This window comes from Chryseobacterium sp. PET-29, assembly GCF_025736815.1.
Lineage (GTDB): Bacteria > Bacteroidota > Bacteroidia > Flavobacteriales > Weeksellaceae > Chryseobacterium > Chryseobacterium nepalense.
Map to the genome: position 1 here is coordinate 4044733 of NZ_CP107053.1, position 16040 is coordinate 4060772.

A 16040-nucleotide genomic window follows, 5' to 3' on the forward strand; every position below is an offset into this window, starting at 1 on the left:
GGAAAGTATCGGGAATAGCCGAATCCATAACGCCGAAAGGAGCAGGCTTTCGGAATTCTCCGAAGGTATCCCGCCAAAAGGATAACAGGGTCGGGAAATTCCGAAATGAGCCCGCCTAAAGGAATGGGTCTTCGGAAACCTCCGACAGCAAAACGCCGGCAGGAGCTCTGTCTTTACTAATTAAGCATAAATAAACCCGTTGTGCATTTTGATTCATTTTCGTTATTTTGAGTAGATTTTGAAAAAATCAGATCGAAAAGTTTATGAGTTTGAGAATAAGTTTCATTCTTGATCCATTTTTATTCACCTTATTACGGAAAATCCTCGAAGTCACGAATCAAAAACCAAATTTAGCAAAATGAGCAAGGAGTTGTAAATAATTCTTAATTAATAAGAGGCCAAATAAAACCTTATCTACCTACTATATCTAATTATACTCTTTCAGTTGATAAATGTATACTTATTATTTGAACCAAAAAAAATTACCACGGATAACAATTATACGCCTGATGAATTAATTTTCAATAAATAAAAATATGGATATCTTTTATGTTGTAATAATCATTTTCATGATTTTAATTTTAATCTTGGGAATAGCTGGTATGATTTCCCCCGATATAATTGTAAACCGCTATTTAAAATATACAAAAAATCATCCCAAAATTATTAAAATAACAAACAAAAGTTGGTTTTATGTAAGCTTTAAGATAAGCTCTGTTTTACTAGTTGTCTATTCAATAGCAGTACTGTTTTTATTAACAAGAAAAATGCTATTGTAGAATAAGCGTAAATTTTTAATGTAAATGTTTCAGCATAAACTACCGATCTCGCGCATTTGTAATCCGCAAGCAGATAACAAAAACCACCTCTTTTGCGGTGGATTATAGAGCAATATTTCTATCAAAAAGCCTCACAGAAAATCCTGTATATTACCATAATTCCACGCCGCTACAAAAATTCCCGCTGTTTCAGTCCTTAGCCGCTGATTGCCTAAAGAAACAGCTTTCACATCATGATCAGCTAATAATTTGATCTCCTTTTCAGAAAAATCACCTTCAGGGCCGATGAGGAAAGTCATCTGGTCAAGTTTAGGGATCTCATTTAAGGCAATCCGGTGAAGGTTTTCGTGACAATGAGCTACAAATGTATTTTCGGAACTGATCGTTTTTAAAAAATCCTGAAGTTTAATGCTGTCATTAATAACCGGAAAATGAAATCTCAGGCTTTGCTTGGATGCGGCAATTGCCTGTTTTCTCAGTTTGTCGATATTCAGGTTTTTACGTTCGGTTTTTTCAGTTTGTAAAATAGTAATTTCAGAAATTCCCATTTCTACGGCTTTCTCTGTAAAAAACTCAATACGGTCAATATTTTTCGTGGGAGCAATGGCAATGTGCAGTTGAGGATGAAAATCCGGCAGTCCGGTTTTAATTTCATCAATCGAGATCGCTGCCTTCTTCCCTTCAATCATCAGTCTTCCGGAAGCGAGATTCCCTTTCCCGTCGGTTATATGGATCTCTTCGCCTTCCTTCATCCGCAGCACCTTTACAATGTGCTGCTGTTCTTCATCGTTGATTGTTACTCGATTTCCTTCAATTTCTCCGTAAAATAGTTTCATAGATTCTGCGTTAAAAAAGCCACTCCTGTTTTTATGGTCGTGTAAATATCTGTATCACAATTTCGGTAAGAACAGATGTATATTTCCTCGATCCAATGGTCATTAAGGTAAATCAGATTTAAATATTCCTGTTTTCTTAAATTATTTTTAATGGACAAATAATCTCCTTCTTTGGGCTCGTAGGGAAAGCTGAAAATATTTTCGGCATTTATTTTTTGTATAATTTCATCTTTTACGTCCTGGATATACCCTGTTTCGGAGCTGGATGGAAAGTAATCCATATAAAGCTCGGAGGCATCATTTTTTCCCGTAACGGTTTCTAAGATCCAATAATATTTTGAATTTTTCTTAGATTGTGTCCCCAATATTTTTTCTTCTAAAAGAATTTTCATAGATCGTATTTTGCTGTTGCACTGGTTCTTAAATCCGTAAATTCTCCTCTTTCAAATTTCAGCTGTGCTACCATCGCAATCATCGCTGCATTGTCGGTGGTATACTCGAATTTCGGGATATAAATATTCCAGCCCAGTTTTTCCTGATTATCCTGCATGGCTTTTCTCAAAGCTGAATTCGCGGAAACACCGCCGGCAATGGCAACTTCGTTAATATTTAATTCTTTCGCGGCCTTTTCAAGCTTGTTCATCAGGATTTCTATGATGGATTTCTGCACCGAAGCACAAAGGTCATTGATATTATTTTTAATAAAATCCGGATCTTTTCTCACTTCTTTCTGAATAAAATACAGTACGGAAGTCTTTATTCCGCTGAAAGAATAATCATACTGCTCCAGTTTAGGTTTATTAAATTTAAATGCTTCAGAATTACCTTCTTTGGCAAGCTTGTCAATGATGGGTCCGGCAGGATAATCCAGGTCGAAAATTTTTCCGATTTTATCGAAAGCTTCACCTGCTGCGTCATCAGTTGTTTTCCCGATAATTTCCATGTCAAAATAGTCCTTTACCAGGACGATCATGGTATGTCCGCCACTTACGGTAAGGCATAAAAAAGGGAATGTAGGCGGCATAGGATTTGCATCCTCAATGAAATGCGCTAAAATATGTGCCTGAAGATGGTTTACTTCGATCAGCGGAACGTCTAAGCTCATTGCCAAAGACTTAGCAAAGGAAGTTCCCACAAGAAGAGATCCTAAAAGGCCGGGACCCCGGGTAAATCCTATCGCGGAAATTGCATTTTGTTGTATATTTGCTTTAGTTAGAGATTTTTCAACAACCGGAATGATATTTTGCTGGTGAGCACGTGATGCAAGCTCAGGAACAACACCGCCATATTCTTTATGGATTGCCTGGTTTGCAGCAATGTTCGACAGAATAGAATTTCCCTTGATGATAGCTGCTGATGTATCGTCGCAAGACGATTCAATACCTAAAATTATAGAGTCGCTCATAATAATGGCAAAGTTAGACAATAATAACGAGAATGAGAACAAAAAATCAGTAACTGAAAACCTCGGTAATCAGGTACAAAAAGCCGTGGAAAACGCCGGGGAAAAAGTGAAGGAGACCGTAAAAGAAGCTTCTGAGCTGGCTTCTGACGCCATCAAGCACCCGGTAGAAACGGCTGAAGAATTCGGAAAACAGGCCGTAAAAGATGTTACCAGTTACTCATGGTGGGCACGTCTGCTTTTGATTCTCTTCTGGCTCGGACTTGGACTTGTTGTTTCTATTTTTATCGCGATTAATCTTCCGGTTACCAAGCAATGGGCTGCTGATCAGGCGCTGCAGGTCGTAAACAGGGATTTCAAAGCCCAGATGTCAACGGAAAGCGTGGAGGTAAATTTCTTCGGGAATGTAAAGGTTAAAGGGTTGAAAATCAAAGATTATAAAGGCTATGATTTTATTCAGTCTAAAGAGTTTATTGCCAATTCAAACTGGCTTTCTTTATTTGGCAACATTACAAAAAACAATTCGTTAAGCTTTAACTCGCTTACGCTAAAAAATGCCGATGTAAAAGTAATTACTTATAAAGGCGACAGTATTTCAAACTTTATCCGTTTCACCCAATTGTTTGACAGCGGAAAAAAAAGAGATCCCAATAAACCTCCTTTTCAGTTGGATTCAAGACTTCAGATCCTTGATTCTAAAGTTTCTATTGTGAATTTAAATTCTCCTGGAGAAAAAGGAAAATGGTTAACTGCCACCAATTTTAACCTGAAAGCACCTAATGTAAAAATCAACGGAAGAAATATTTCGGCACTCATCAATAACATGTCCTTTACGACAAAGCGATGGGGCAAATCTCACTTTGTAGATACTTTTTCTACAGAGCTTTCAATGACGCCGGATTATCTTTCTTTAAAAGATCTGACGTTAAATACAGATCATTCGCTTTTGCAGGGAGATATAAAATTCAATCTTCATGATGACGGTTCATGGGCAGATTTTGCTGATAAAGTAAAGTGGGAAATGAATCTACGGCAGGGAAGCCAGCTGAGCGGCTATGATATCAGCTATTTTGTAACGAATTGGGACAATTTCAAGCCGTTTAATATTTCCGGTAAAATGGCTGGTCCGTTAAATAATTTCCGGCTGGATAATTTCCTGATCAGAAATCCGGATGTGAATATAGCAACCAAAACCATGAAGGTCGACAGATTATTAAAGGGTAACTTTTTAATCGAAACCCCGGATCTTTCTGCAGATTTTACCTATAAGGATCTTAAGGCCATGATGCCTTCATTCATTGCTACAAAGATGAAAAACTTTGCGGATGATTTCGGCAAACTAAAATATAATGGAACAGCAAGTGTTAATCCGAATAAGGTATATGTAGCCAACGGAAACCTCATTACCGGAATCGGACAGGCGAAAATTACCAGGTTTTCATTAACAGAGTACAGCTCATCAATGCCAAAATATGTAGGAATTGCTGAAGTTAAAGATTTAAATACTTCCGTAATTACCAAAAATAAAGCAGTAGGCTTAATTTCAGGAAGATTTGATATCAACGGTCAGAGTTTCGATGTCAACACCATGAGACTGACAACGAAATCAAGGATTACCAGTGTTGAAATCATGAATAAGGAGATCAACAACATTTATCTGGAAGGCCTTCTTGATCATAAAAAATATAACGGACTCATTACAGTGGATGATGAGCAGGCAAAAGCCAATATTAAAGGATTAATTGACTTCAGCACATCAAGAATTTCGATGAATGTAAATGCTGATGTTAATTATCTGAATATGAATTATTTTACCAATACTCCCGGAACTCAGATTGTAAGCGGAAAGGTAAATGGTAAGATGGCCATGTCTTCAATCAATGACCTTACCCTTGATGTTGAGGCAAACGGAATTAATTTCGCTACAGCCAGCCAGAAATACTATATTCCGACAGCAAAACTGAAAACGTTTATGGAAAACGGAGGCCGCGTAATTGATGTGGACGCGCCGGGAGCCGTTAATGGGAAAATATCAGGCAGATATAACCTAGGTGATCTTACAGGAATGGTAGAAAACGGATTGAACAGAATTCTCGTAGGACCAGCTCCAAGAAAGATGTACAGAGGACAGAGTTTTGCCATGAATTTTGATGTTCAACAGGGCCTGGTAAGCTATTTTCTTCCGGATCTTAAATTACCGCAAGGTGCAAAGGTAGAAGGGCAGTACGATGGAAATTCCAATAATCTAATCTTGAATCTTGATGCTGCTTCTTTAAAATATGTCATGACCAAAACCCGTGAAATTACGGACGCAGACCGGGCTCTTGCAGCAGCCAATCCTGCCTATACCATTAATGAAAGGGATAATGTTACCAGGGACAGCGCTATGGTGGACAGTGTAATGGTGAGGATCAATACAGCGAATCTTGATGAACAGATTTTTGCAAGAATCAGCAGGTTACAGTATAACAAAAATATTCTCAAAGATGTTACCCTAAGCGGAAGAAATGAAGATAACACACTTCTTCATTTAGCGGCAAAATTCAAACACGGAAGTCCTGAAGATGAGCTTGATGATACGATGAAGGAATATGCTATTAATGTCAATCAGTCTACCAATGCGGGAGGAGATTTTATATTCAGATTCGAGCCTACGGAGGTTAAATTTAATGAAGTAACATGGGCTGTTGATACAAGTCCTGAACTTAATCATTCTATTACGTATCGTAAAAAGGAAAAAGATTTTGACATCAGGAATCTGAGAATTTATTCCGATAACAGTTCATTACTTGTTAAAGAAGCGCAATTCAAATCAGCTAAAGATTTTTATCTGGATGCGGAAGTCAATGATTTTTCCATAGAAAAGCTCCTGGAAATGCAGCCGGGAGGAAATACAATGAATATTAAAGGACTTGCCAACGGCAGTGTACAGATTCGCATGGATAAAAGCACGCTTCAGCCTTTAGTGGATATGACCATTGATGATATCATGATGAACGGAAACGATATGGGAGACATTACAATTTCTGCAACCAACGGATTCTCCCTGAATGTTTACGATGTTGATATCAGGGTAAACTCTGCGGGAGTAATAGGAAATAACAGCCTTCATGTAACGGGAACCGTAAATAATAATACCTCTTCGCCTACGATAGATCTTACCGCTGAAATGAGGGATTTTGATATTGCTTTTGCACAGCAGTTTGTAACTACAGTTTTTGGAAATTTAAGGGGAAAAGCTACAGGAGATCTTAAGATCAGCGGAAAATTCAGTGATTTGGATTACAGTGGCGATATCGCTTTAAAAGGATTCGGGCTTAAACTTTTATTTACCGGGGTAGATTATTCTTTTGACGATACGGTAATTCCGCTTACCAAAGGTCTGGCCATCCTGAATAATATTGGGGTTCACGACGGAAGAACAAATTCGAGCGGAAATATTTCGGGAGCAATTCAGTTTGAAACGCTCTCTTCAATGGGAGTCAACCTGGTAATGCGGGCGGACAATCTATTAGTTCTGAATACCACTCAAAAGGATTACGATTTGTTCTGGGGAAGGGTCTACGGACAGGGAGATCTCTATGTGGATGGCCCGGTTTCAGGTCTCAGTCTTTCCACTCCTAATATGAAAGCCCTGAGCGGAAGTACTTTTACATTCAATTCGGGATCTACTTCCAATGTTGAAGAGTTCAAAATGCTGAGGTTCCTTAAGGAAGGAAAAGACGGTCTGGTAACTTTAGAAGATAAGAAAAAATCCGGAGCCAATATGAATATCGATTTTGCACTCGATGTGGATAAAGGAACTACAGTAAATGTTCTGATTGGTGACGAAGTAGGAAATATTACAGTGAAAGGTGCTGCTGAAAAACTTCGTTTCCAGATGAGCAGACAGGGAAATATTGCTATGAACGGAATGTATAAAGTGGAAAACGGAACTTTTGTTTCAAAAGCAATTCTGAATAAAACCTTCCAGATTGAAAAAGGCAGCAGCATCCGGTGGGATGGTGATGCCATGAAACCCGCGCTTAACATTACAGCAAATTATGTAAGAATGGTTTCCAATGCCGGAGAATATCTTAACATGGGAAGTCTTCAGCCAATCAGTATTTTACTGCAGGCTAATATTACACAGTCTCTAGTAGATCCCCAGGTTGATCTTGATGTTACTGCGTTGGATGTTTCCAGTCAGGTTAAAGAAACACTGGCTGCAAAAATGAGCCAGGAAGGGGAGAAGGTATTGCAGTTCGGATCTGTATTGCTTTTAAATAGTTTTAATGTTTCTAAAACCGGAGGAGTTGATGTGGATGTTGCAGGCGTTGCAGAATCATCAGGATACAACCTTCTTTTAAAGCAGTTGGGTTCTGTACTTAATACCATGAGTAATGAATTCCAGATTGACCTTAATTATGTGAAAGGAGACCAATATTCCAATACGGGCGACCGTGCGAATGCAGGGGTGAGTTTCGCTCTTTCACCAAGAATAAAAGTGAAAACCGGTTTGGGAATTCCTCTTACCAAAACTGAAAATACGGAAGCCAATTATCTTTCCGGAGAAGGAACAATTGAATATGATATTTCTAAAAAGAATGATGGAAGTCTGGTGCTGAGAGGGTATTCAAAACCTTCCAATATTGGTGTCATTAATGGTGCGGGCTCAAACGGTACTGCCAATCAGGCTTATGGAGGAGGTATCGTATGGAGCAAGAGCTTCAATTCTTTATTCAAAAAGAAGAAAAAAGTAAAAAATACACCTGAAGATCAAACAGGAATAAAAACAGATTCTATAAAATCAAATACAAAATAATTCTAAATTTATAATGATTTTTCTCATATGTGTTAATTATTGTTAATGTTTAATATAATTTTTTTAGTTAAATTATTTTTTATAAATTTGCAAAAAATACATTGTTTTTTTAAGAAAATTGTAATTTAACTAATATGAACTATCAACTGGACGAAATAGACAAGAAAATTCTTGATTTCTTAGTAGAAAACACAAGAATGCCTTTTACAGAAATTGCTAAACAGATGGATGTTTCCGCTGGTACAATTCACGTAAGAGTGAAAAAGATGGAGGATGCAGGTATTATTTTGGGATCATCTCTTAACATCGATTATGGAAAATTAGACTATCATTTTACAGCTTTCATAGGAATTCTTCTTACGAAATCTAACAGAACACAAGAGGTTTTGAAAGAGTTGTCAACCATTCCAAATGTAATCGAAGCAAGCGTTATTTCCGGAAAATACAATATTTTCTGTAAAGTAAGAGCTAAAAATACGGACGATGCAAAAAGAATTATTTATCAGATCGATGATATTCAGGATGTAATGAGAACAGAGAGTATGATTTCCATGGAAGAATATCTAAGTGACAAAAACAGACTGATCAACGCGATTTCCGTATAATCGTTTTTCAAAACAAATTATATAAAAGAACTTATGAAATCTCTCATAAGTTCTTTATTTTTGTACTTATGGAAGAATACAGCTACTTTGACGAAAATCCTAAAAAAGGATGGGGTTTTATCCTCGCATTCGCAGCCCTGATGTTATTTACCCTGATGGGGTTCGGGATTGATCTTGATGAGTATTTACAGCATGAAACCCTGAATATTCCTGCCTGGTATGCTTACACTGTTTTCACAATTGATGCATTGATGGTGGTAAGTCTTATACTCATGTTTTTTTATAGAAAAATAGGCATTTTTGCCTTTCCTGCACTGCTTGTTTTACATTTCTTTATGCATAATTATTACCTGTCTACATTCCTGTATACGGATGTAACCAATCTTTTCCTTTTCACCGGTTTTGGAATGCTGGCCATTATACCTAAGTGGAAGTTTTTCAGGTGATTAATAAATGCAATATAATAAATCATTAGGAGCGGGCTTTTGCCCGCTTTTATTTTTTTTTAGAGACAACATCATGAATTTCTGCTATCGGTGATAGATAAAAATGCATAACAAATATAGACAGAACGATCTGTCTGTTTTGAAAATTAATGTATACATTTGTCTTATCAAATAAAACAGTATGCCATCACCAAAAGAAAGAATTGTAAAAACAACATTTGAACTTTTTGCAAAACAAGGATATCATTCAACAGGAATTAATCAGATCATTTCAGAAGCAAATGTAGCTAAAGCGAGTTTTTATCAGTATTTTAAATCTAAAGAAGATCTCTGTGTTGAGTTTTTAAACGTAAGACATGATTATTGGTTTAATGAATTACATCAATTTACCATACAGGAAAAAGAAACGAAGTCTAAAATCCTTTCGTCTTTCGATTTCCTGATTTATATGAATGAAAAAGAAAATTTCAGAGGTTGCAGTTTCCTTAATATTTTGTCTGAAATTCCTACAGATAATGTGAAAATATTAAATGTCATTCAACATCATAAAACAGATTTGAGAAATTTTTTTTCTGAAATAACAGAAGATAAAGATCTTTCAGATCATATTTATTTATTGTTTGAAAGCAGCATAATTGAAAGTCAGCTTTTCAGAAAAAATGAGCTTATAGAAAAATCAAAAAAAATTATCAACCAACTAATTAATTAAAATTATGGAACAAAAACATCCGCTTCCGCCTTTTACGCTTGAAACAGCATTGGAAAAGATTCAGTTAGCAGAAGATGCCTGGAACAGCCAGGACCCTGAAAAAGTTTCCAAAGCTTACACCACTGATAGTGAGTGGAGAAACAGAGATCAATTTGTTAATGGAAGGGAAGAAATTGTAAGGTTTCTCAGCAGCAAATGGCAAAAAGAGTTTAATTATAAGCTGAAAAAAGAATATTGGGCGCATACAGACAACCGAATTGCCGTTCGTTTCGAGTATGAATATCAGAATAAAGAAGGAAACTGGTTTCGGGCGTACGGAAATGAGAACTGGGAATTTGATGAAAATGGGCTTATGAAAAAAAGATTCGCAAGCATCAACGATTTAGCTATCAAAGAAGAAGACCGAAAGTTCATCTAAATAATAAAAGCATCCAAAAGGATGCTTTTATGTATAATTCGAAAAAAAATTATTTATCTAAAATTCTTTTCACCGCTTCTTTCACTGCAGCCGAATCAATCTTATATTTTTTCATCAGTTCAGCAGGTGTCGCAGACTCTCCGAAAGTGTCATTCACCGCTACGAATTCCTGTCTTGTAGGTCTTCTTCTGGCAAGCATTCCGGCAATAGATTCTCCCATTCCCCCAAGATAATTATGTTCCTCAGCCGTTACGATTTTTCCTGTTTTTTCAACCGATTTTAAGATGATTTCTTCATCAAGAGGCTTGATGGTGTGAATATTGATCACTTCACAAGAAATGCCTTCTTTTTCAAGCTCATCTGCAGCAACAAGAGATTCCCAAACCAGGTGGCCTGTTGCAACAATTGTCACATCAGTTCCTTCCTGAAGCATAATTCCTTTTCCAATTTCGAAAGGCATATCTTCAGGAATAAAAACCGGAACAGTTGGTCTTCCGAATCTTAAATAAACAGGACCTTCGTGCTCAGCAATAGCAATGGTAGCCGCTTTGGTCTGGTTGTAATCACAAGGATTGATTACCGTCATTCCGGGAAGCATTTTCATCATTCCGATGTCTTCCAAAACCTGATGTGTAGCGCCGTCTTCTCCTAAAGTAAGACCTGCGTGCGAAGCACAAATTTTTACATTTTTATTGGAATACGCGATAGACTGACGAATCTGGTCATACACTCTGGAAGTGGAAAAGTTGGCGAAAGTTCCCGTAAAAGGAATTTTTCCAGTGATGCTCAATCCTGCGGCAAGGCCCATCATATTCGCTTCCGCGATACCTACCTGGAAAAATCTTTCAGGGGCTTTTTCAATGAATTTCTCCATTTTTAAAGATCCGATAAGGTCTGCGCAAAGTGCAACAACATTTGGGTTTTTATCTGCAAGCTCAGCCAATCCGGCTCCGAATCCTGAACGTGTATCTTTTTTTTCTGTATATGTAAATTTCATTTTTCTAATTATTAATTAAGATTACTTATTATCAATTACTTATTACTTGTAATTAATAATCAGCCGGAGCTTCTAAATATAATTGTTTGAAAGCCGTGTCCAATTGCTCGTCATTTGGTGCTTTTCCATGCCAGGCGTGAGTTCCCATCATGTAATCTACTCCGTTCCCCATTATTGTATGAAGAATAATAGCAATAGGTTTACCTTTTCCGGTTTCAGTTTTTGCTTTTTCAAGAATGGCAATTACCGCTTCAAGATCGTTACCGTTTTTCTCTTCAAGAACCATCCACCCGAAAGCTTCCAGCTTGGCATGAAGATTTCCTAATGAAAGCACATTCTCTGTACTTCCATCAATTTGCTGTCCGTTATAATCAATAGTAGAAATGATATTGTCTACTTTTTTGGAAGCTGCATACATAAAAGCCTCCCAGTTTTGGCCTTCCTGCAATTCTCCGTCTCCCTGTAAAGTATATACTAAAGAGTTATCCCCATCCAATTTCTTACCCTGAGCTACACCGAGAGCAACCGAAAGTCCCTGTCCCAAAGAGCCGGAAGCTACTCTGATCCCCGGAAGCCCTTCATGAGTCGTAGGGTGTCCTTGTAATCTGGAATCTAATTTTCTGAAAGTTCTTAATTCGTCCACCGGGAAAAATCCGAACCTTGCCAAAGTAGAATAGAATACCGGAGAAATATGTCCGTTCGAAAGATAGAAATGGTCTTCATTCTTACCTTCCATCGTGAAAGGAAGTTTATAGTTCATCACTTTTCCGTAAAGGGCTGTGAAAAATTCGGTACAACCTAAGCTTCCACCTGGATGACCGGAATTCACAGCGTGAACCATTCTTAAAATGTCTCTTCTGATTTGTGTAGTAAGAGATTTCAACTCTTCGATGCTTTTACTCATTGCTTAGAATTTATATGCACACAAATCTACAATTTTTAAATGGCTTACGGAAATGTAAAAACCCGGATCTGTGTCCGGATTTTAATCTTTTAGCGTATTTTTAATGATAAGTATTTTTAAGTAAAGGTAAGCCGGTTTTATAATTAATGATCTGATAAAGTATAATTTTAAATTTTCATCACGGACTTTATTTTCGTTTGAAAATGATAAGTAAGTACCAATTAATTTGGATAAATAATATTATTTTCTTCTGATCAGCCAAAGTCCTATGAAAGTAAGCAGACCATTAATGATTAAAAGTTCAAGCCCGATTTTAAACTCTCCGAAGAGTTTTTCCTGATACTTGTCGATAAGAAAAGAAATCACCGGCGCGGCGATACAGACAAATGGAACCAGCTTGTCCTTCACTTTATATTTTGTGAAAATCCCGAACGCAAATAAACCTAAAAGTGGTCCGTACGTAAATCCGGCAAGCTTAAGGATTAATCCGATCATTGAATTATCATTAATGACTTTAAAAATAATAACCATTATTAAAAAAGACAAAGCAACCAAAAGGTGAATGTTTTTTCTGAATTTCTCCTTCTTGCTGTCGTCCCACTGCGTTTTTTCCCGCATTCCGAAAATATCAATGCAAAGTGATGAGGTAAGTGCCGTCATCGCACCGTCCGCACTTGGAAATAAAGCCGAAATAAGAGCAATAATAAAGATGATTGATATAAATGGTGGCATATGATTTAGGGCAATATCCGGAAACAGCTGGTCGCCTGCGCTGGAAACACTTTCCTGTGCACCGTAAAGATGAAGAAGGCCTCCCATATAAAGAAACAATGAAATAACTCCTAACAAGATGAAACCTAAAGTAACCATATTTTTCTGAGAATCTTTCAGTCTGGTTACAGAAAGGCTTTTCTGCATCATTTCCTGATCAATTCCTGTCATGGTAATTGTAATAAAAGCTCCGGCCAGAATTTGTTTAATAAAGAAACTTTTCTGATTCGGATCAAAATCAAAAATTTTCGTGTAGCCTTTTTCATTCATTGCTGTAAAACTGTCACCAATGCTTAATCCGAGATGGTTCAGCATATAAACCGTACAGATTATCAGTCCTAAAAGCATGCAGGAAGTCTGCAGGGTATCTGTCCAGACGATGGTTTTTACGCCCCCCTCATACGTGTAAAGAATAATCATTCCTAAGATAATAAGGGTAGTAACGATAAAAGGAACACCCAGACTGTCCAGAATAGAAACCTGAAGAATATTTACAACAAGGTATAACCTCGCCGTTGCACCAACCAGTCTTGAAACAATAAAGATCCAAGCACCGGATTTATAAGAAAGCTGTCCCATTCTCTGCTGAAGATAGCCATAAATGGAGGTCAGTTTCAGCCTGTAATATAAAGGAAGAAGAACGTAGGCAACAACAATGTAACCAATGAGATAGCCTAATGTAATCTGTAAATAAGAGAATTTGTCATTTCCTACTGCTCCGGGAACACTCACAAAGGTAACTCCCGATAAAGAAGTTCCGATCATTCCGAAGGCAACCAGCATCCAGTTACTTTTACGGTTTCCTATAAAGAAACTCTCATTATCACTTCCTTTTCCTGTTTTGTATGCTACCCAGAGCAGCAATGCGAAGTAGATGATGATAATGGATAATAAAATAATCGGAGACATGTTCTGTTTAAATTAAAATTTTAGCAAATATAGTTTTTTTATATTCTGCTTAAAAAATAAAAAACCTTCCGGATTTACTCTGGAAGGTAGTTTTTAAATTAAGGTTGAATAAGTCTCAGCCTTAATCATCCTATGCCTGTGCCTGATTTACCAGAACATCCTGAAGCTCCTCATGTTTCTGGAAAGTAGCTTTTGCAAAAGGACAGAGCGGAATAATGGTTTTTCCGTTTTTTCTTGCAAAGTCTACCGCAGCCAGAAGCATTTCTTTGCCAACGCCTTTTCCGTTATAGGCTTCCTCCACTTCAGTATGATCAATAATGAATCTTTCTTCTCCTGCCCAGGTATAGGTCATTAAACCTGCACGTTTACCATCTATAAACGCTTCAAAATTTCCGTTTTTTTCGTTGTTGCTTTGTTTTACTTCAATCATACTATGAAAATTTGGTTAATATTTCAATATCGTTGGTTAATATTTTATGAATAGGACATGCATCAGCAATGGCCCTGAGTCTTTTAATCTGTTCTTCATCGGGGATTATTCCTTCAAAAGTAATATCTCTTTTGAAAATTGCTCTTTTGGTTAAAGGGAAATTTTCAAGCTCCACTTCTACGTTAATGGTATCAATATTCCATTCTTTCCTGTCGATATACATTCTGAGGGTTGCTGCAGTACAGCTTGCGAGCGAAGTAGCCAGGATTTCAAAAGGATTGAAACCTTTGTTTCCGCCACCTTTATCCAACGGCTCGTCGGTAATCAGGGTGTTTTCACCGGCGATAACTTCGGTGTAGTACTTTTCTTTGCCTAAACTAGCTTTTACGGTTATAGCCATTGTCTGTTTAATTATTTATCTGTGCTTTAAAGCTACTGATTTTATCTTTTAGATCTTTTCGCATTAAAGGATCAATAACACCGCTTTCCATATCAAAATTCTCGTAAAATTTCGGCAGTGAAAAAGTTTCTTTTACATCGGCGCCGAACTGTGGAAAAAATGTTTTTGCCGTATTCATAACATTTCCGCCACCATACCCTCCGGGCGAGGTAGACATCAGAAGCATTGGCTTATTCTGGAAAACTTTTACATTAATTCTTGAAGCCCAGTCGAATACATTTTTAAATGCAGCGCTGTATGATCTGTTGTGTTCCGCCAGGGAACAGATAATGGCATCACATTCTTCAATAACCTTTAAAAAATGATGCGCTTCATCCGGAAACCCCTTTTTTTCTCGGTCTACGGAAAACACGGGCATGTCGAAGTCATTTAAATCAATTAAATTAATCTTGTCATCCTGAAAATCTTTCAACACAAACTTTACAAGCTCTCTGTTGATGGAGGTGGAAGAAGTGCTTCCTGCAAATGCTAATATTTTCATAGTTTATTTTCGTCCTATTGTTTTCTGTTTAAAATGGCTTTCGGAAGCGGTACATAATCTTCTTCGTCTCCCGGAACCAAAGGAAAAGCTTCATGGTTTTGGTCATTCCAGTTTACTTTTGCCTGCTCAATCAGTTCTCTGTCTGAATTTACAAAATTCCAGAATATAAAACGTTCCTCGTCGAAAGGTTCACCTCCGAAAAGATATACTGTTCCGTTTTCACTCATATCAAACTCGCAGAGTTTGGTATCTTTCGCAATCATGAGCTGCTTGGAACCATACGAATTTCCGTCGGTAGAAACTGTTCCGTCCAATACATACATGGCTGCTTCTCCGTAAAGATCTTTTCCGATGCTTATTTTTTTTGCATCTCTTGTTTTAATTTCGATAAAAAACAACTTGCTGTGAACGGGAACCGGAGATTTTCTTCCGAATGCTTCACCTGCGATCAGTTTATATTGTATACCATCTTCTTCCCAAGCCGGAATTTCATCTGCTTCAATATGATGGAAGGTAGGTTCTGATTGTTCAAGATGTTTCGGTAGGCCTACCCAGATCTGGAAACCGTGAAGTCTCTTGTCAGAATGTCTCAGGTATTCCGGTGTTCTTTCAGAATGCACAACTCCTTTTCCGGCGGTCATCCAGTTGACGGCTCCGGGTTGTATTTCAATGGCGCTACCCACGCTGTCTCTGTGGAAAATAGAGCCTTCCAGAAGATAGGTTAACGTTGAGAGCCCGATATGCGGATGTGGCGGAACATCTAAATTTTGATAATCTTTCAATTCGGCAGGTCCCATGTGGTCTATAAAAACAAAAGGCCCGACTGCTCTTTTTTCGCGAAAAGGTAAAAGTCTGCCCACCAGAAAATTTCCTATGTCTGCAGATTTTTCTTCTATAATAAGTCCGATATTTGACATAATATATTAATTTTTATTAAGCTGATGGTACTGAAATCAGCAAACATTTTCCATAAAAATAGGAAAAATAATAAACGGATTTGAATTTTAAGTTAAATTAATGCCACAGACAACCGAATCTTCCCAGGTTATAATCTTCTAAGCATGCATAATTTTTCCTCTTGCATTTATC

The 16040-nt window shown here is 37.3% G+C and carries 15 protein-coding genes; 5 read left to right on the plus strand and 10 right to left on the minus strand.

Going from position 1 to position 16040, the window contains the following annotated elements; all coding sequences use genetic code 11:
* Positions 1-910: 910 nt before the first annotated feature.
* From ODE14_RS18300 to tsaD, 3 genes are read right to left on the minus strand one after another with little or no spacing between them, the layout of a single operon-like run.
* Positions 911-1615, minus strand: a complete 705-nt coding sequence (locus ODE14_RS18300; RefSeq protein ID WP_263602433.1) for an RsmE family RNA methyltransferase — start codon at positions 1613-1615, stop codon at positions 911-913.
* A complete protein-coding gene (locus ODE14_RS18305) occupies positions 1612-2007 on the minus strand; it encodes a hypothetical protein (protein ID WP_263602434.1) in 396 nt (131 codons plus the stop codon). Before ODE14_RS18305 ends, ODE14_RS18300 begins: the two co-directional genes overlap by 4 nt.
* Entirely contained in the window at positions 2004-3020 is a 1017-nt protein-coding gene (gene tsaD / locus ODE14_RS18310) for a tRNA (adenosine(37)-N6)-threonylcarbamoyltransferase complex transferase subunit TsaD (protein ID WP_263602435.1), read from the minus strand. The genes ODE14_RS18305 and tsaD overlap by 4 nt, the downstream gene beginning before the upstream one ends.
* 4 nt (positions 3021-3024) lie before the next feature.
* On the opposite strand from tsaD, the gene ODE14_RS18315 reads away from it, so the two are divergent.
* The 5 genes from ODE14_RS18315 (at position 3025) to ODE14_RS18335 (ending at position 9999) form a co-directional block, all read left to right on the plus strand.
* Entirely contained in the window at positions 3025-7821 is a 4797-nt protein-coding gene (locus ODE14_RS18315; RefSeq protein ID WP_263602436.1) for a translocation/assembly module TamB domain-containing protein, read from the plus strand.
* 134 nt (positions 7822-7955) lie between these two features.
* Complete coding sequence (locus tag ODE14_RS18320) at positions 7956-8426, plus strand: Lrp/AsnC family transcriptional regulator (protein WP_029298841.1); 471 nt, start codon at positions 7956-7958, stop codon at positions 8424-8426.
* Between the two features lie 68 nt (positions 8427-8494).
* Positions 8495-8872 (plus strand): hypothetical protein, encoded by a 378-nt coding sequence (locus tag ODE14_RS18325; RefSeq protein WP_263602437.1) that lies wholly within the window; start codon positions 8495-8497, stop codon positions 8870-8872.
* 181 nt (positions 8873-9053) lie between these two features.
* Positions 9054-9581, plus strand: a complete 528-nt coding sequence (locus ODE14_RS18330) for a TetR/AcrR family transcriptional regulator (protein WP_263602438.1) — start codon at positions 9054-9056, stop codon at positions 9579-9581.
* A gap of 4 nt (positions 9582-9585) precedes the next feature.
* Positions 9586-9999, plus strand: coding sequence for a DUF1348 family protein (locus ODE14_RS18335; protein WP_248394596.1), 414 nt, complete (start codon positions 9586-9588; stop codon positions 9997-9999).
* Between the two features lie 49 nt (positions 10000-10048).
* Here ODE14_RS18335 and ODE14_RS18340 read toward each other — a convergent pair whose 3' ends face one another.
* From ODE14_RS18340 to ODE14_RS18370, 7 genes are all read right to left on the minus strand, one after another.
* A complete protein-coding gene (locus ODE14_RS18340; RefSeq protein WP_248394595.1) occupies positions 10049-10996 on the minus strand; it encodes a transketolase family protein in 948 nt (315 codons plus the stop codon).
* 52 nt (positions 10997-11048) lie between these two features.
* Positions 11049-11900, minus strand: a complete 852-nt coding sequence (locus ODE14_RS18345; protein WP_263602439.1) for a transketolase — start codon at positions 11898-11900, stop codon at positions 11049-11051.
* Positions 11901-12140: 240 nt separating this feature from the next.
* The gene (locus ODE14_RS18350; RefSeq protein WP_263602440.1) at positions 12141-13580 is read right to left on the minus strand and encodes a sodium:solute symporter; all 1440 of its coding nucleotides are present in this window, start codon (positions 13578-13580) and stop codon (positions 12141-12143) included.
* 130 nt (positions 13581-13710) lie between these two features.
* On the minus strand, positions 13711-14010 hold the full coding sequence (locus ODE14_RS18355; protein ID WP_248394589.1) for a GNAT family N-acetyltransferase: 300 nt from the start codon (positions 14008-14010) through the stop codon (positions 13711-13713).
* 1 nt (position 14011) lies between these two features.
* Positions 14012-14410: an OsmC family protein gene (locus tag ODE14_RS18360; RefSeq protein WP_248394587.1), complete on the minus strand. Its 399-nt coding sequence runs from the start codon at positions 14408-14410 to the stop codon at positions 14012-14014.
* A 7-nt stretch (positions 14411-14417) separates the two neighbouring features.
* Positions 14418-14951, minus strand: a complete 534-nt coding sequence (locus ODE14_RS18365; protein WP_263602441.1) for an NADPH-dependent FMN reductase — start codon at positions 14949-14951, stop codon at positions 14418-14420.
* Between the two features lie 14 nt (positions 14952-14965).
* Entirely contained in the window at positions 14966-15868 is a 903-nt protein-coding gene (locus ODE14_RS18370) for a pirin family protein (RefSeq protein WP_263602442.1), read from the minus strand.
* Between the last annotated feature and the right edge of the window lie 172 nt (positions 15869-16040).